General features: G+C 33.7%; 21 protein-coding genes and 1 tRNA gene. 3 read left to right on the top strand and 19 right to left on the bottom strand.

Annotated features, from left to right (window positions below; all coding sequences use genetic code 11):
* Positions 1-14: 14 nt before the first annotated feature.
* From Q0X14_RS01205 to Q0X14_RS01190, 4 genes are all read right to left on the bottom strand, one after another.
* Positions 15-96, bottom strand: a tRNA-Leu gene (locus Q0X14_RS01205).
* A 75-nt stretch (positions 97-171) separates the two neighbouring features.
* Positions 172-639 (bottom strand): hypothetical protein, encoded by a 468-nt coding sequence (locus Q0X14_RS01200; RefSeq protein WP_297841346.1) that lies wholly within the window; start codon positions 637-639, stop codon positions 172-174.
* Between the two features lie 11 nt (positions 640-650).
* Complete coding sequence (locus Q0X14_RS01195; protein ID WP_297841344.1) at positions 651-1229, bottom strand: hypothetical protein; 579 nt, start codon at positions 1227-1229, stop codon at positions 651-653.
* Entirely contained in the window at positions 1213-1770 is a 558-nt protein-coding gene (locus Q0X14_RS01190; protein WP_297841341.1) for an RNA polymerase sigma factor, read from the bottom strand. Before Q0X14_RS01190 ends, Q0X14_RS01195 begins: the two co-directional genes overlap by 17 nt.
* A 123-nt stretch (positions 1771-1893) precedes the next feature.
* On the opposite strand from Q0X14_RS01190, the gene Q0X14_RS01185 reads away from it, so the two are divergent.
* Positions 1894-2352, top strand: coding sequence for a periplasmic heavy metal sensor (locus Q0X14_RS01185; protein WP_297841338.1), 459 nt, complete (start codon positions 1894-1896; stop codon positions 2350-2352).
* A gap of 62 nt (positions 2353-2414) precedes the next feature.
* On the opposite strand, the gene Q0X14_RS01180 is transcribed toward Q0X14_RS01185, so the two are convergent.
* The 7 genes from Q0X14_RS01180 to murB all read right to left on the bottom strand — a co-directional run bounded on the left by Q0X14_RS01180 (position 2415) and on the right by murB (position 7221).
* Entirely contained in the window at positions 2415-3128 is a 714-nt protein-coding gene (locus tag Q0X14_RS01180) for an SDR family oxidoreductase (protein ID WP_297841334.1), read from the bottom strand.
* Positions 3128-3694, bottom strand: a complete 567-nt coding sequence (folE, locus tag Q0X14_RS01175) for a GTP cyclohydrolase I FolE (RefSeq protein ID WP_297841332.1) — start codon at positions 3692-3694, stop codon at positions 3128-3130. Before folE ends, Q0X14_RS01180 begins: the two co-directional genes overlap by 1 nt.
* A 3-nt stretch (positions 3695-3697) precedes the next feature.
* The gene (locus Q0X14_RS01170) at positions 3698-4105 is read right to left on the bottom strand and encodes a 6-carboxytetrahydropterin synthase (protein WP_297841330.1); all 408 of its coding nucleotides are present in this window, start codon (positions 4103-4105) and stop codon (positions 3698-3700) included.
* A 2-nt stretch (positions 4106-4107) separates the two neighbouring features.
* The gene (gene bcp / locus Q0X14_RS01165) at positions 4108-4566 is read right to left on the bottom strand and encodes a thioredoxin-dependent thiol peroxidase (protein WP_297841327.1); all 459 of its coding nucleotides are present in this window, start codon (positions 4564-4566) and stop codon (positions 4108-4110) included.
* Between the two features lie 8 nt (positions 4567-4574).
* A complete protein-coding gene (locus tag Q0X14_RS01160) occupies positions 4575-5051 on the bottom strand; it encodes a peroxiredoxin (protein WP_297841324.1) in 477 nt (158 codons plus the stop codon).
* A 125-nt stretch (positions 5052-5176) separates the two neighbouring features.
* On the bottom strand, positions 5177-5995 hold the full coding sequence (locus tag Q0X14_RS01155) for a phenylalanine 4-monooxygenase (RefSeq protein WP_297841320.1): 819 nt from the start codon (positions 5993-5995) through the stop codon (positions 5177-5179).
* Positions 5996-6195: 200 nt separating this feature from the next.
* The gene (murB, locus tag Q0X14_RS01150) at positions 6196-7221 is read right to left on the bottom strand and encodes a UDP-N-acetylmuramate dehydrogenase (RefSeq protein ID WP_297844708.1); all 1026 of its coding nucleotides are present in this window, start codon (positions 7219-7221) and stop codon (positions 6196-6198) included.
* Between the two features lie 57 nt (positions 7222-7278).
* On the opposite strand from murB, the gene Q0X14_RS01145 reads away from it, so the two are divergent.
* The gene (locus Q0X14_RS01145) at positions 7279-7686 is read left to right on the top strand and encodes an NUDIX hydrolase (protein WP_297841317.1); all 408 of its coding nucleotides are present in this window, start codon (positions 7279-7281) and stop codon (positions 7684-7686) included.
* Here Q0X14_RS01145 and Q0X14_RS01140 read toward each other — a convergent pair.
* The 8 genes from Q0X14_RS01140 to Q0X14_RS01105 form a co-directional block, all read right to left on the bottom strand.
* Positions 7683-8318 carry a regulatory protein RecX gene (locus Q0X14_RS01140; RefSeq protein WP_297841315.1) on the bottom strand — a complete coding sequence of 212 codons (636 nt, stop codon included), beginning with the start codon at positions 8316-8318 and terminating at the stop codon, positions 7683-7685. The two genes, Q0X14_RS01145 and Q0X14_RS01140, sit on opposite strands and share 4 nt — an antisense overlap.
* Positions 8319-8320: 2 nt before the next feature.
* Entirely contained in the window at positions 8321-9391 is a 1071-nt protein-coding gene (recA, locus tag Q0X14_RS01135; RefSeq protein WP_297841310.1) for a recombinase RecA, read from the bottom strand.
* Positions 9391-9951: an RNA 2',3'-cyclic phosphodiesterase gene (gene thpR, locus Q0X14_RS01130; RefSeq protein WP_297841307.1), complete on the bottom strand. Its 561-nt coding sequence runs from the start codon at positions 9949-9951 to the stop codon at positions 9391-9393. Before thpR ends, recA begins: the two co-directional genes overlap by 1 nt.
* On the bottom strand, positions 9941-11197 hold the full coding sequence (locus tag Q0X14_RS01125; protein ID WP_297841303.1) for a competence/damage-inducible protein A: 1257 nt from the start codon (positions 11195-11197) through the stop codon (positions 9941-9943). The genes thpR and Q0X14_RS01125 overlap by 11 nt, the downstream gene beginning before the upstream one ends.
* 3 nt (positions 11198-11200) lie before the next feature.
* Positions 11201-11665 carry a phosphatidylglycerophosphatase A gene (locus tag Q0X14_RS01120; protein WP_297841300.1) on the bottom strand — a complete coding sequence of 155 codons (465 nt, stop codon included), beginning with the start codon at positions 11663-11665 and terminating at the stop codon, positions 11201-11203.
* Positions 11643-12248 carry a CDP-diacylglycerol--glycerol-3-phosphate 3-phosphatidyltransferase gene (gene pgsA, locus Q0X14_RS01115; RefSeq protein WP_297841297.1) on the bottom strand — a complete coding sequence of 202 codons (606 nt, stop codon included), beginning with the start codon at positions 12246-12248 and terminating at the stop codon, positions 11643-11645. Before pgsA ends, Q0X14_RS01120 begins: the two co-directional genes overlap by 23 nt.
* Positions 12249-12251: 3 nt before the next feature.
* A complete protein-coding gene (locus Q0X14_RS01110; protein WP_297841295.1) occupies positions 12252-12554 on the bottom strand; it encodes a DUF971 domain-containing protein in 303 nt (100 codons plus the stop codon).
* Positions 12555-12618: 64 nt separating this feature from the next.
* Positions 12619-13512, bottom strand: coding sequence for a phosphoribosylaminoimidazolesuccinocarboxamide synthase (locus Q0X14_RS01105; RefSeq protein WP_297841292.1), 894 nt, complete (start codon positions 13510-13512; stop codon positions 12619-12621).
* Between the two features lie 703 nt (positions 13513-14215).
* Here Q0X14_RS01105 and rsgA point away from each other — a divergent pair.
* The gene (gene rsgA, locus Q0X14_RS01100) at positions 14216-15172 is read left to right on the top strand and encodes a ribosome small subunit-dependent GTPase A (RefSeq protein ID WP_366522791.1); all 957 of its coding nucleotides are present in this window, start codon (positions 14216-14218) and stop codon (positions 15170-15172) included.
* Positions 15173-15197 lie beyond the last annotated feature (25 nt).

The following is a 15197-nucleotide window of genomic DNA, read 5'->3' as shown; positions in this document are numbered from 1 at the left end:
ATTAAAAAAAGGAGTGCGGAAGGCGGGACTTGAACCCGCACGCCTCGCGGCGCCACCCCCTCAAGATGGTGTGTCTACCAGTTCCACCACTTCCGCAAAAATTTGGTGCGAAAAAATATAAGAGGAATTATAGAAATGCAATATCTCAAAAGTGCAATTATTGAGTTTTTATTACTCTTTTGGCAATCCTTTCCTTTTCATAAGGATTTTTCTGATTTCTTCCCTGAATTTTTTTTCAAAAACCACTAATCGGCTTATCTGATCAATTGTAAGAATATCATTTAATGAAAGGATAAATTGCTTCCTTTTGTTCTCAATCTGAATTCGAATATCCAGAAATTCATTTAATAATTTCTTTTGCTCTGCAGGATTTTTTTCGCCCCGCTCATCGAGCATATTTTCCATTATTCTTAATAATTCATCAGAACGCTCTTCAAGCTTTTCAATTTCTCTGCGATGCTCATTTCTTCTTGCAAAGAAACGAACTGATTGATCTTCAGTCAAATCAAGTGCTTCGATAAGTTTTACTTTTTCAAGCTGCTCAATTTTGCTATCCATCTTCCTGTGTTCACGGCGTTCCTGAGCTTGTGCAGGAAAAATAAGTAATGTCAAAAGAATCAGATATAATATTTTGTTCATTTTAACCTCAATTAAAATTTTTTAGCAATTAACTCAGAATAAATTTCATTCTCATCTTCAGGATTTATTAAATTTTTCTTGTAGAGATTTGTTATATCATCACCATTAAAAACATAATAAGAAATTTTATCAGGTGCAGTTTTTAGTTCAGCATTCAATAATGAATCAATTTTCTCTTCCTGAATTAAATCTGAATAATCCTGAGAAAGATGTCGAATTAATTCCTCATCCGAAATATCAGAAAAATTATTTGTGACAATTTTACTTTCTTTCGGAATTAATAAAAGAACTGCAATAGCAATCAATACTACAGTTAAAGCAGATGCAAATATCGGGTTGAATGATTTTCTTTCATTTCCCTTCTCAAGTTTTGTTCTGAATTTTGGAACAATGGAATCCAGATATTCCTGATTTACCTTTGTTTTTTGAACATCTGATTTCAAATCAAAAATATTTTTTATCGAATCAAATTCTATTCTGAGATCTTCATTTTTCTTAAACTCATTAAAAAGATTTTCTTTCTCTACATCATTAAGTTCACCGTCAAAATAACGGAGTATCAAATCAATATTTTTATTTTTGGTTTTCATAATCATTCATTAGCTCTTTTACTTTATTTAATGCGTGAAAATAATTTGCTTTCAGTGCTCCAACCGATGTACCTGTTATTTTACTTATTTCCTCATAATCTAATTGTTCAAAATTTCTGAGTATAAAAACTTCTCTTTGCTTTGCAGGAATCTTCTGTAAAATTTTTTCCAATCTGACTACCTTCTCTTTATTCTCAAATGAAACCAGCGGATCAAAGTCTTCATTCATTTTATTTTTCAGACCACTAAGTGGTAAGAATGCTTTTAAGCTTCTCTTTTTGATATAGTTAATACTTCTCGTCATCGTAATCCTATAAAGCCAGGTGTAAAACGAAGACTTAAATTCAAAAGTATTCAACTTTTTATAAAGAACCATTAAAACTTCCTGAACAACTTCATCAGCATCAAGATGATTGCCTGTCATCCTGCGGGCAAGCAAATAGATTTTTTCCTGATATTTAAGAACTAATCTGTTAAATGCAGATTCATCTCCATCAAGAAACTTTTTTATCAGTTCAAAATCGTTATTCTGTTCCTGCATACTTTAAACTTTTTCAGTTGTTTGACATCAGGAATGCTTATTCGGTTTAATTATTTAATCTTTAAACCAAAACTATTTTATAAATGTCAAAAGGGCAAAACAAACAAAAGAAAGGAAATAAACATGAAGAAAGGAATTTTGTTATTAACAATTGCTGTCTTTTCTCTCGGCCTGTTTTCACAAATTTTTGCTCAGAGACAAAGAATGGAAATGAGGGAACGAATTCACAATCGGATGGAAGAGAGACTGAATCTGACTGATGCTCAAAAAGCGAAAGTTGAAGAATTAAGATTAAATCATCAGAAAAAAATGATTGACCTGAAAGCGAACCTAGAGAAAAAAGAAGTTGAATTAAATGCATTGAGAAGAAGTGATAAATTAAATCGCAGCGATTTATTGAAACTAACAAAAGAAATAAGTGAAATAAGGAATTCAATGGCTGTTGAAAAGGCCAATCACCAAATGGATATTTATGAATTGTTAGATAATAATCAGAAACAGATTTGGCGCGAAATGAAACCCGGAGAAATGATGAAGGAAGGTAAAAGAATGAAGATGCACAGACATATGGACAAAGATTAGTTTTCTCATAGCGTCTCTCTCCTAAAAAAATGTCACCCTGAGTTCATCGAAGGGTGACATTTTTATTTTAAATCACCGGTAATTGGTCGTACAACAATTTCTTCAGCTACTGCATTCCCCTTTTGCAAATAAGCCCAAATAATTATTCTTGCAACATCTTCCGAAGTCATCATTTTATCACTGTGCAATTCTCTTAATTTACCAGGCCACATAGGTGTTTCGGTAGCGCCAGGAAGAATATTAATAATTCTGATATTGTGTTCTCTCAATTCCTCACGCAAAGAATTTGTATAACCAAGCAATCCCATTTTTGAAGCAGTGTATGCAGAGCTTTTTGTGTAAACAGCTTTAGCAACCACAGAAAGAACATTAATTATAGTTCCACCTCCATTTGCAATCATATGCGGAAGCACTGCTTTAATAGTATAAATTGAGCCAAGCAGATTAGTAGAAATGATATCATTAATTTCATTGATTGAGTTTTCAGTAGCAAGCTTGAAAGTAGTTACGCCGGCATTGTTTACCAGACAATCAATTTTGCTGGTCGCTGTAATTTTTTTGAAAGCAGATTCCACATTCTGATAAGAAGCAACATTGCAAGGAAAAATTTCAACTGAACGATTTTCTTTTTCCAGTTCAGAATTTAGTCTTTCCAATTCAACACTTCTTCGTGCAGAAGCAAATACTTTACAACCAACACGGGCAAACTCAGCGGCTGTAGCTCTGCCAATTCCGCTGCTTGCGCCGGTTACCCAGATTCCGTTTGATTTATCCATTAAAGATTTCTGATTCCCACTAAGTTTATAAATTCATTTCTGGTTTTGGCGTCATCTTTAAATACTCCATGCATTGCACTTGTAGTAGCAGATGAATTCTGCTTCTCAACGCCACGCATCATCATACACATGTGAAATGCTTCTGTTACCACTGCAACTCCAACGGGCTGAAGATATTTTTCAAGTGTATCGGCAATCTGTTGTGTCATTCTCTCCTGAACCTGCAATCTTCTGGCAAAGACTTCGACAATTCTCGGAATCTTACTCAATCCAACAATCTTTCCGTTGGGAATGTAAGCAACATGAACTTTACCGTAAAAAGGAAGCATATGATGTTCGCACATACTGTAAAAATCAATATTCTTTACCAAAACCATTTCATCATATTTTTCTGTAAAGATGGCGTTGTTAAGAACTTCATCAATATCTTTTTGATAACCTGCAGTAAGGAACTCATAAGCTTCTGCAACTCTTTTGGGAGTTGAGAGAAGACCTTCTCTGTTTGGGTCTTCTCCAATTTCAATAAGAATGTTTCTGACGAGGGATTCAAATTTTTCTTTGTTCAATTATTATTCTCCTCGGTATTCGAAATAATTATTTTCTGTTTCGTACAATTTTACAGAATAAAGTTTTCCGGATGGAATTTTATCTTTTAACTGATTCCATATTGCAATACATATATTTTCTGAAGTCGGAATAATTCCTTTCAAAAAATCAGTATCTAAGTTTAAGTTCTTATGATCAACTTTATCAATTACATACTGATGAATTATCTTTTTCAGCTCTTTAACATCAAGAACGAAACCTGTTTCCGGATTCACTTCACCGGCAACAACTACTTCAAGAGTGTAGTTGTGTCCGTGCCAGTTTGGATGGCTGCACTTACCAAACATCTTTAAGTTTTCTTCATCAGAAAGCTCAGGTTTGAATAAACGATGAGCAGCGGCGAATGTTTCTCTTCTCGTAATGTAAACCATATTTAGTCTTTCAATGCTTCCAATACTTCTTTATGATGATTATCAACTTTTACCTTTGGAAAGATTTTTTTAATCTTCCCGTCAGGATCAATTACAAATGTTGTTCGTTCAACTCCCATATACTTTTTTCCATACATGCTTTTCTCTTTCCAAACACCGTACTTCTCAACAACTTTTTTATCTTCATCAGCTAAAAGCCGGAAAGGTAATTTATACTTCTCTGCAAATTTCTTATGCGATGAAACGCTATCAGGACTAACTCCAAGAATTACAGCATCAATATTTTTGAACTTAGGGAATGTATCACGAAAGTTACACGCTTCCTTTGTGCAACCGGGAGTGTCATCTTTCGGATAGAAATAAAGCACAACATACTTCCCTTTTAAGTCACTAAGCTTAACTTTATTTCCATCCTGATCCGGAAGGGTGAAGTCCGGTGCTTTCTTTCCTTCTTCAATCATAATAATACCTATTTGATTTTTGAAAGAGTTTCTTTGATTGCATTATAATTTGGTTCGTTGCCAGGATTGTCAAGTACTTCTTCATATTGAATAACACCATCTCTATCAATAACAAAAGCTGCTCTCTTTGAAACGCCTTGAAAATCAAATTTACCGGGAACAAATACAGTTAAAGTTCCATACTTTGTACAAACTTCTTTATTGAAATCACTTAGTAACGGGAAATTATAATTGTTCTTTTCATGAAATAACTTTAATGCAAACGGACTATCAACGCTTATTCCGAGAACCTGAGCATCTAATGATTCATATTCTTTCATTTCATCTCTGAATGTGCACATTTCTTTTGTACAAACAGATGTATTTGCAAACGGGAAGAAAGAAAGAACTACTTTTTTACCTTTAAATTGATTTAATGAAACCGGTTGAGCATCCTGATTAAATAATGTAAAATCAGGAGCGATATCTCCAACTTTTAATGACATATTTTCTCCTATTTATTTTATGTGGAAAGATTTTGAATTATTTGTTTGAAAAATTAGCCAAAGCTATTCGTTCTTGCAACTTAGTGTTACAAGCAACACAACAAATAAAAATCGGGAAAGTTCAATTAAAGAAGTTTTTTTCTTTTGGTCCAGCTTCTGAATCCATCTTCCAGTTGCTCGAATGATTCAATTGCAAAAAGTATCGGTTGAAGGTGCCAAACATCATATTCCTGAACCACAATTTTATCCGGATCAAATTCTCTTACTTCTACTTCATCAGAAAGAGCGTGTTGCACTTCACCAAGCGATGATAAAATTCCTGCTCCGTAAATTCTCATTCCTTCTGGCTTTTTGATTAAACCGAATTCAACAGTAAACCAGTGCAAAGTCTCCAAATATTTTCTATCAATTCCGGTTGCGTTTAATGAAGCAATTCCAAATTGCTGATAGAACGATGCAAAGTTTGAATTTGTCAACAAAGGCATATGTCCGAAAATATCATGGAATAAATCCGGTGCAGGTGTGTAATCAAGTTCTTCTTTCGTTCTGATGTAATCTGTTGAAGGAAAAATTTTTTTACTGATTAAACCAAAAAAATCTTCTACATCAATCAATCCGGGAACTCTTGCAACTTTCCAACCTGTAGTGTTATTAAAAACATGACTGATTGCTTTAAGATAAGGAATTCTATCAGGCGTGAGATTAAGTGCTTTTGCACCATCAATATATTCATCACAAGCTCTGCCTGGTAAAAAGCTCATCTGACGATTGTATAAGAATTTCCAGTTGTTTTGTTCTTCGTCGGTGTAATCAGGATAAACAATTTCATCGTGAATTGGAACGCTACCTGTCAACTTCTGTGGAATACAACGCGGATCAATACCTTCCTGAGCTGCTTTTTCATAAGCAGATAATATTTTTTCATCTTTTGAGTTGCTTCCCATTGCTCACTCCTTATAATTGTTGATGAGAAAATAATTATAGAACAAAATAATTGCAATTCAATTTGAAAAATGAAAATGACTTTATCCTTTGGAAGATGCTTTTTTTATCAGAGAGAATCTTTGCAATCTGTGGTTAGTTGATTTTTTAACCACAGATAACACAGATTAACACGGATTAGAAATATCTTAATGTAGCTTTATCAGATAATATTTACTTCAGGTTCAAGTTGAATATTGAATTTTTCTAATACTGTCTTTTGAATGAACATCGCAAATTCAAGAATCTCAGTACCGGTTGCATTACCATAATTTACAATCACAAGAGGTTGATTCGGATATGTTCCAACATTTCCTTTTCTAAATCCTTTCAATCCGGATTTTTCAATTAGCCAGGCAGCAGGAATTTTAATTTTATTTTCCTGATTGAATGATGGCACATCAGGAAATTTCTTTCTTATCTGCTGTAATATTTGTTCTTCAACAAAAGGATTTTTAAAGAAACTTCCTGCATTCCCTATTAAATCCGGATCAGGAAGTTTTTCAGTTCGTATTTTTCTGATGATGTTACTTACATCTTTGACTGTCGGATTCTTAATACCGGATTTGGAAAGTTCGTTTGATACATTTCCATAATTCAAAACGGGAACAGGATTTTTAGATAGTCGAAATGTTACTGATGTAATTATAAATTTATTCTTCAATTCATTTTTGAAAACCGAATCACGATAACCAAACTGACACTGCTCATTACTGAGACACCTAATTTTATTTTCAATCAAATCGTAAAACTCAACTTCCACCAAAGTATCTTTAAGTTCCTGACCATAAGCACCGATATTCTGAATTGGTGCTGCTCCAACTGTTCCGGGAATCATTGCAAGGTTTTCAATGCCACCAAGATTTTTTTCAACTGAATATTTGACAAGATCATCCCAAATCAATCCTGCTTCTGCCTTCAGATAAACAAAATTATCATCTGATTTAAGTTCAGAAAGTTGATTGAATGAAAGATGGATAATCGTATCATCAATGTCTTTTGTAAAGAGAATATTACTTCCACCACCAAGAGTTAAAAATTTTACGGCTGACAATTCAGATGAATTAAATAGCTCTTTAAGCTCATTCACATTTTCAACAATTATAAATCTCTTTGCTTTAACATCGATGTGAAAAGTGTTTAATTCTTTCAATGAATAATTTTCAAAAAGTTTCATCTTGCCTGTGATAGTTATATTTTTGCGCTGAGTAAAATTTATTTAACAATTACAAGTTAATCATTTTCAATGGAAGTTGAATTCACAAAGTCTGCAGTAATTCCCTATCGTCTTAAAGACGGAAAGCTTGAGATACTTCTTGTTACATCAATCAAAAAGAAGAACTGGATTGTTCCTAAAGGTTATATTGAATTTAATCTAACTCCTTTTGAATCCGCAAAGAAAGAAGCTTACGAAGAAGCAGGTGTTGTTGGCTCAAACGAAACTGTTGAAGTCGGTCAGTTTATAAACGAAAAGAAAAGCGGAAAAGAATTAGTGAAAGTTTACACAATGGAAGTTGATGAAGAGCTTGATGATTATCCTGAAAAAAATTTAAGAAAGAGAAAATGGTTTGTTTATGAAGAAGCGATTGAAAAAGTTCAGAACACTCAAATCAAAAATTTTCTGAAAAAATTGAAAGAAAGTATTAAAAACTAATCTTCCTCAACACTAAGTATTTTTCTAACGATTTCTGAAGACAAATCATAATCATATCCTTTTGACTGTAAGTGCATTACAAGCTTCTGAAATAATTTTCTTTTATCACTCTCTTTTCTTATAAGTTGATTGTATTTCTTTTCTGCGAGTTCAAGAGCTGATTGTTCTTCTTTTTCTGAATTAAATGTTTCATTCAAAAAATCATTTATTATCTGAGATGAAATTCCGCGTTTAATCAATTCTGATTTTAATCTTGCCCTGCTCCATTTTTTTGATTTCTGTTTTTCTGAGATAAAGGCAACAGCAAATTCTTTGTCGTCAATAAAACCTTTTTGCTGCAATTCAGTTATACACTTTTTAATCAATGAATCATCAGAAAATTTCTGTCTTAGTTTTGTATGAAGTTCTTTAGCCGTGTGGATTCTTCGCTGCAGTAAACGAAATGCTTTTTGCTTAATGAGATAAAAAGTTTCTTCCTGATTTAAAATTGAAAAGCGGTCTGAAGAAATTTCATCACCTTTCCTCAAACCGCTTTGATATAAAACATCTTTGTGTAAAACTAATTTCTCGCCATTATCAAAAAACACCGTAGCTTTATCATCATCTTTACTTACAATTCTTTCAACAATCATTCTTACTTAGCAGATTTTTTTGATTTGCTCTTTTCTTCTGTCTTTTCCTCAGCTTTTTGTTCAGCTTCATAACCTGCCCGTTTAAAACCAATCTTAGCTTTTATTTCATCTTCAAGTCGTTTATACATTTCAGGATATTCAATTAACTTCTGACGGAATTGTTCTCTACCCTGAATTCTGTCTTCTCCATAAGTAAACCACGCACCACTCTTTTTGATAATGCCAAGTTCGGTTCCAAGATCAACAAGGTCACCTGTTTTGGAAATACCTTCGTTGTAAAGAATATCAAATTCAACCTGTTTGAATGGTGGGGCAACTTTACTCTTTACAATTTTAACTTTTGTTCTGTTACCAATTACATCTTCGCCCTCTTTAATTGCTGCGATTCTTCTTATATCAATTCTTACAGAAGCATAAAACTTAAGAGCATTTCCACCGGTTGTTGTTTCAGGACTCCCGAACATCACACCGATTTTACTTCTTAACTGATTAATGAATATAACTGCTGTCTTTGATTTTGAAATCGCTGCAGTAAGTTTTCTGAGTGCCTGGGACATAAGTCTTGCCTGCACTGCCATTGTTGCATCGCCCATTTCTCCTTCAATTTCTGAACGGGGGACTAATGCAGCAACTGAGTCAATTACAATTACATCAAGCGCATTACTTCTTACAAGTGTATCTGTAATTTCAAGTGCCTGCTCGCCGTAGTCAGGTTGTGAAATAAGAAGATTAGCTGTGTCAACACCAAGCTTTTTAGCATAGTTAACATCAAGTGCGTGTTCAGCGTCAATGAATGCAGCAAGTCCACCCATCTTCTGAGCTTCTGCAATTACATGCAAACACAATGTAGTTTTACCACTTGATTCAGGACCGAATATTTCGGTTATTCTTCCTCTTGGAATTCCACCAATACCAAGTGCAATATCAAGCGATAAAGCTCCGGTTGGAATTGCTTCAATGTCGTTGATGATTCCATCACCAAGTTTCATTATAGCGCCTTTACCGTAAGTCTTTTCTATTCCGGCTATAGCATCTTCAATAATTTTAAGTTTTTGATCGCGATCTGTACTCATTATTCCTCCAATGGTCTGAGATTATATTTTTTAATTTCTGTGTAAACTGAACCAGAAGGATTCAATTCACTTTTAATTAACGAAATGGAATTACTTTGAAAATCAATCGGTTCAAATTTAGAGTTTTTGAATTTGTTAATAAAGTTATCACCAGGGTTATTTTTTATTCTCATCAAAGTTAAGTGTGGTTTGAATTCCCTTTTCTCTTTTTCTATTCCAAACTTAGTAAAGTAATCGTCCAACTTTTGTGCAATTAGTTTCAATTCATCAGAAAATTTTAATCCTGCCCAAAGAATTTTTGGTTCTTTGAATCGAAAGAAAAATCCGAATCCGGTAATCTGAAGGTTTTGCGTTTTATATTCCTGAAGAAATTCAAGCTCCTTTGTTATTAGCGGAACATCTTCATCATCAACATCACCGACAAATTTAAGTGTGAGATGAATTTTGTCCTTTTTTTCCCACTTTAAATTTTTATCAGTGTGAAGCTGATTTATAATTTCAAACAGCTTGTCTTTTGCTTCATCAGGAATATTTAATGCAACAAATATTCTACTCTTCATCTGAAATGCCGAGTAATTGTCTTCTGAGCATTTCCAAAGCTGCCTGAGTTGCGCGTTGTTTGTTCAGGATTCTGTCATCACCAAAAAGAAATTTTTTAGCTGTACAAACTTTTTCATCACAGTATCCAATGAAAACCAAACCGACAGGCTTATTAGTTGTTGCACCGGTGGGGCCTAAAATTCCTGTTGTTGAAATTCCAATATCAGTTCCGCTGACTGCTCTGACACCTTCGGCCATTTGCATTGCAACTTCTCTTGAAACTGCTCCGACTTCCGCAATTGTATCTTCATTTACTCTAAGTAATTCAACTTTAGAAGCATTGCTGTAAGTAACAATTCCTCTTTCAAAATATTTACTGCTTCCGCTTACATTTGTAATACGGCTGCACACCTCTCCACCTGTACACGATTCAGCAACAGCGAGCGTAAGTCCTCTGTCCGAAAGTAGTTTACCAATTACCTGTTCAAGAGTTTCTTCGCCCCGACCGAAAATGTACCTGCCAACTTTTGTTCTGATTTTTTGTTCAATTTCATTTAATTTCTTAAGCGCTTCTTCTTCTGAATTTTCAGTAACTGTAATTCTTAATTTCACTCCGTACTGATTCGGAAGGAATGCTATTTTTGCATTATCCAATAATTCATCAAGGTTACCTAATCGTTCAAATAATGCAGATTCGGGAATTCCAGTGGTTTGCAGAATTAATTTTTTAATGATAGATGTACTATCTTTCATTAATTCAGACAGTTTCGGAATAACAAAATCTTCCATCATTCCCTTCATTTCGAAAGGCACACCTGGCATCACCACATAAATTTTACCATTTTGCTCTATCCACATTCCCGGAGCAGTTCCTCGTTTGTTTTTTATCGGAGTTGCAATTTTAGGAACAAGTGCCTGAGCTTCATTTATTGGTGTAACCTTTCTCCCTCTTTTTTCAAACAAAGCTCTAATGTCGTTTAGAACTTCTTCATTTTGAATTAACTCAGTTTTGAAAAACGAAACGATTGCATTTCTTGTAACATCATCGTGAGTGGGACCGAGTCCGCCTGTAATTACAATCAAGTCAGCCATTGCAGATGCACGCTGAAGTTCTTCAAGAATTGTTTTAATATCATCTCCGATAGATGATACTTCTATTACTTCAATGTTGATTTCAGAAAGTGCATTACCAATATAGGCAGCATTTGTATTAATGGTTTGACCAATTAATAATTCATCTCCGATAGAAATCAAATACGCTTTCATTTTTCAGCTCACTTTAAAATAGTGAAACAATATTTGCATTATAATAAATGTATAGAATGCGGAAATAACATCATCAACCATAATTCCCCAACCTCCCGGCAAGCTTTCGGATTTTCGAGCAGGGAAAGGTTTAATTATATCCAGTGCTCTCCACACAAAAAAAGAAATGATTACCAGCAGTAATGATTTTGGCAAGTTCAATAAAGCAATCCAGGTTCCTACAACCTCATCAATAGTACATTCAGCCGGGTCTTTTCCATAAACATTTTCAAATTTAAATGAAACAAAAACTCCGTAAAGAAAGAAAACCAGAATCATTGCAAAAAGTACAATAATATTTTCCGTTCCCGGAATTAGAAAATAAATAATTGATGCAGCAAGACTTCCGAATGTTCCTGAAGCAAACGGAATATATCCGGTATAAAAACCGGAACCAAGAAATTTTTCAAACCAGTTTATCTGTTTCATTGAGTAATTGTTTTATTAGTGATTTGTTCAGAAGTAAATAGGTTATACCCGAGTGAACTGTTATTATAGTTATAGCAAGCATAACAAAATAAATAATATCTTTGTTTAACAGTATATCAACTATCATTTGATATTGATTGTAAATCTCAGCTGTGTTTTTTGATACATAAAGAATCAAAAGATAGTAGAGAAAAATCATCTGAAGCATTGTTTTCCATTTTGCATAGTAAGTTGTTCGGAAAGAATATCCGCGGCTATCCGCATAAACGCGAAGTAAGGTAACGGATAAATCACGGAAGATAATAAGTAAAACCATCCATAAAGGAAGTAGTTTGACTATAACGAATCCGATAAATACAACAGAAGTCAGAATCTTATCAGCTAAAGGATCCCAGAATTTTCCCCATTCGGTTATGTAATTAAATTTCCGTGCAAGCCAGCCATCGTACCAATCGGTTAGTGCTGCAATAATATAAATCGCCAATGAAATCTGAATGAACAAAGGATCATTTGAGAGGAAAAAATACAGGAAAACCGGAGTGAGGATTATTCTTAAAACTGTTAACTGATTTGGTAAAGTCATTTTTTAGTCTTTGCTATTCTCACCAATTAGTCGGAGAAATGTGTATTCATAAATTCCCGTGTTGTGTCCGTCCTTCCAGAAAATTGCTATTGCGTAATTTCCGACCTGTTTAATTTCATCAACCGTAATCTGATTTTCTGAAAAAACCGGGATATAAGTTTTACTTTGCTTTTCTCTTTCTGCTAAACAAGTCGCACAAGGACAAAGTTTTCTTAACTTCAGCAATGGAATTGAATGCTCTTTACCATCCTGCCAGCTTATCAACAGATTTTTACCTTCAATCAATTTTATTTTTTTCGGATTCATTTTTTTGTTAATAATTTACATTATCGGACAAGGCAATCTTCCTGAGACGGATTGTCTTTCCAGATTAAATTTTTTGACCTGTTAACTTCTCAAGTGCTTCCAGATATTTTTCACTTGTCTTCATAATAATTTCTTCGGGTAAATCCGGTGCAGGAGGTTGTCTGTTGAAATTAATTGAAATCAGATAATTACGAAGAAATTGTTTATCAAAACTTTCCTGAACTCTTCCCTTCTGATATTTATCTGCAGGCCAGAATCTGCTCGAATCAGGAGTAAGCAATTCATCAATAAGAATTATTTCACCATTATATTTACCGAATTCCATTTTTGTATCGGCGATTATTATTCCTTTCTTCAAAGCATCTTCATAAGCTTTTTTATAAACAGCAATCGTTTTCTCTTTAATGAAATTTATAACTTCATCGCCAACAATTTTTTTTGCTTCATCTTCCGAGATATTCTGATCATGAGAACCAAGCTCTTCTTTAGTAGCAGGTGTAAAAATCGGTTCGTTTAGTTTTTCTGATTCGACCAAACCTTCGGGAAGTTTTATTCCACATATACTTCCTGTTGCTTTGTAATCAACCATACCACTTCCGGTAATGTAACCGCGAACCACGCTTTCAATAGGGATTACTTCTGTCTTTTTAACAAGCATTGACCTTCCGCGAAGTTCATCAGCATAAGGTTTGCACTCCGATGGAAATTCTTCCACATTTGTGGTAATCAAATGGTTGGGAATAATATCTTCAACAAATCTGAACCAGAACTCTGAAATTTTTGTAAGTATCATTCCTTTGTAAGGTATTCCCTGATTCATTATAACATCAAAAGCAGAAATTCTGTCGGTTGAAACAATAAGTAAATATTCACCGACTTCATAAATATCTCTTACTTTACCTCTTTTAAGAAATTTTAGTCCGGGAAAATTTGTTTGAAGTATTACTTTCGGGTGCATAAATATCCTTAATTAGCTCAATCAAATATAGAGATGAGCCATAGAGTTTGCAATAATTTGAAAGTGATGAGAATTATTTGAAAAGATTTTTAATCTCGCGCTGGTTCTTCCTGTAATGAAGAAATTTAATAACTGAGAATACCGTTATTGCGATAAGAATAAATATGATTATGTATTCGAATAAATTCATAGCCAATTTTATTCAATCGTCATGCCACGATAAGCACTGATAAACCGAAAATTGAAATAAAATGAGAAATAAAATGATACAAGCAGTAATAAAGTGTTTCAAAAGTAGTGAGAAGCGAAAAGATAGTTGCGGGTAGATCGAAGAGTTCTGAATTAGAGTTCACAGCAATAATTGTAATTCATTTACAGAAGCAGAGTATTGATTTTAGTGAAGATGAGTTAAATTGTTAATTAATTAACTAATTCAGGTTTTAAGTATCCGATAATCGAATATTGGGATGATACAATCCAATCAACATTACAAGTCTCATTTAGTTATTAATCTATCCATTCATCCATTCATTCATTCGCTTTTGTGCTTTACATAGTTGTGTTGAAAGATTTCTCCCCCGACAGGTCGGGGTCGAAATGACAATCAGTCATTCTATTCAATCATCCAATCAAATTTTGTTTTCGCTATAAATGTTGATTTTCAGTTGTATTTTTGCATCAGTATAAATAAAGGAGTAATGCAATCGAAGGAATTATTTCGAGAGTAGAAAGCAAAGATTACTATGTTTATGAATTAAAATCGCACGCACTTATTCGTTGTGTGTTGCGTGGTAAATTCAAAAAAGATTTTTCTCTCAAAAAAGATAAATTATACCAGACAGACATTGCTGTTGTTGGTGATAAAGTTAAGTTTGATCTGAACGATGATGGAACCGGTTTTATATATGAAATCTTTCCGAGAGAAAATTATCTTTCCAGAAAAGCACCAAGAATTCGTGGTGCGAGTTATAGAGGAGAACGACTTGAACAAATTATTGCTTCAAACATTGATCAGGTTTTTATAGTTACAAGTATTTCAGAACCGAACTTTAACAACAAAACTGTTGACAGATTTTTAGTTGCCTGCGAGAGCTCTCGTCTCAGTGTTAAAATTATAATCAATAAAACAGATCTTGATAAAAATAATTCAGTAAAACATTGGCAATCTCTATATACTAAAATTGGTTATGAAGTGCTTTTAACTTCCATCAAAACAGAAACAGGAATTGATGAACTAAAATTAAAACTTCCGGCTAAAAAGAATTTATTTTGGGGTCAATCCGGTGTTGGGAAATCATCTCTTCTCAATAAAATTTATCCGCATCTTAACCTGAAAGTTGGGGAAATCAGCAATTACACTTCCAAAGGAACTCACACAACAGTTACAAGCACAATGTTTTTTGTCGGAGATAACACTTATATTATTGATACGCCAGGCGTTCGTGAAATTGATCCGTATGGAATCAGAAAAGAAGACCTCGGTCATTATTTTATTGAGTTCTCCGGATTTATTAACGAATGCAGATTCAATACCTGCACACACAACCACGAACCGGGTTGTGCAGTTGTACAAGCTGTTAAAGAAGGATTGATTTCCGAAGAGCGTTATGATAGTTACTTAAGAATGCTTGAAACAGTTGAAGAGGATATAAACTTCTAATAGTTCATCTTAATAAATTATTTTG

It is taken from the genome of Ignavibacterium sp. (assembly GCF_025998815.1).
GTDB lineage: Bacteria > Bacteroidota > Ignavibacteria > Ignavibacteriales > Ignavibacteriaceae > Ignavibacterium.
This window is presented reverse-complemented; position numbering and strand designations above follow the sequence as displayed.

Excerpts from the sequence above, each read along its gene's own strand:
- Q0X14_RS01195 (WP_297841344.1), bottom strand. The coding sequence starts at position 1,229 with ATGAAAACCAAAAATAAAAATATTGATTTGATACTCCGTTATTTTGAC.
- Q0X14_RS01180 (WP_297841334.1), bottom strand. The coding sequence starts at position 3,128 with ATGGATAAATCAAACGGAATCTGGGTAACCGGCGCAAGCAGCGGAATT.
- Q0X14_RS01120 (WP_297841300.1), bottom strand. The coding sequence starts at position 11,665 with ATGAAACAGATAAACTGGTTTGAAAAATTTCTTGGTTCCGGTTTTTAT.
- Q0X14_RS01160 (WP_297841324.1), bottom strand. The coding sequence starts at position 5,051 with ATGTCATTAAAAGTTGGAGATATCGCTCCTGATTTTACATTATTTAAT.
- bcp (WP_297841327.1), bottom strand. The coding sequence starts at position 4,566 with ATGATTGAAGAAGGAAAGAAAGCACCGGACTTCACCCTTCCGGATCAG.
- Q0X14_RS01185 (WP_297841338.1), top strand. The coding sequence starts at position 1,894 with ATGAAGAAAGGAATTTTGTTATTAACAATTGCTGTCTTTTCTCTCGGC.
- Q0X14_RS01145 (WP_297841317.1), top strand. The coding sequence starts at position 7,279 with ATGGAAGTTGAATTCACAAAGTCTGCAGTAATTCCCTATCGTCTTAAA.
- Q0X14_RS01190 (WP_297841341.1), bottom strand. The coding sequence starts at position 1,770 with ATGCAGGAACAGAATAACGATTTTGAACTGATAAAAAAGTTTCTTGAT.
- Q0X14_RS01155 (WP_297841320.1), bottom strand. The coding sequence starts at position 5,995 with ATGGGAAGCAACTCAAAAGATGAAAAAATATTATCTGCTTATGAAAAA.
- thpR (WP_297841307.1), bottom strand. The coding sequence starts at position 9,951 with ATGAAGAGTAGAATATTTGTTGCATTAAATATTCCTGATGAAGCAAAA.
- Q0X14_RS01200 (WP_297841346.1), bottom strand. The coding sequence starts at position 639 with ATGAACAAAATATTATATCTGATTCTTTTGACATTACTTATTTTTCCT.
- Q0X14_RS01110 (WP_297841295.1), bottom strand. The coding sequence starts at position 12,554 with ATGAATCCGAAAAAAATAAAATTGATTGAAGGTAAAAATCTGTTGATA.
- Q0X14_RS01105 (WP_297841292.1), bottom strand. The coding sequence starts at position 13,512 with ATGCACCCGAAAGTAATACTTCAAACAAATTTTCCCGGACTAAAATTT.
- Q0X14_RS01140 (WP_297841315.1), bottom strand. The coding sequence starts at position 8,318 with ATGATTGTTGAAAGAATTGTAAGTAAAGATGATGATAAAGCTACGGTG.
- Q0X14_RS01170 (WP_297841330.1), bottom strand. The coding sequence starts at position 4,105 with ATGGTTTACATTACGAGAAGAGAAACATTCGCCGCTGCTCATCGTTTA.
- pgsA (WP_297841297.1), bottom strand. The coding sequence starts at position 12,248 with ATGACTTTACCAAATCAGTTAACAGTTTTAAGAATAATCCTCACTCCG.
- recA (WP_297841310.1), bottom strand. The coding sequence starts at position 9,391 with ATGAGTACAGATCGCGATCAAAAACTTAAAATTATTGAAGATGCTATA.
- Q0X14_RS01125 (WP_297841303.1), bottom strand. The coding sequence starts at position 11,197 with ATGAAAGCGTATTTGATTTCTATCGGAGATGAATTATTAATTGGTCAA.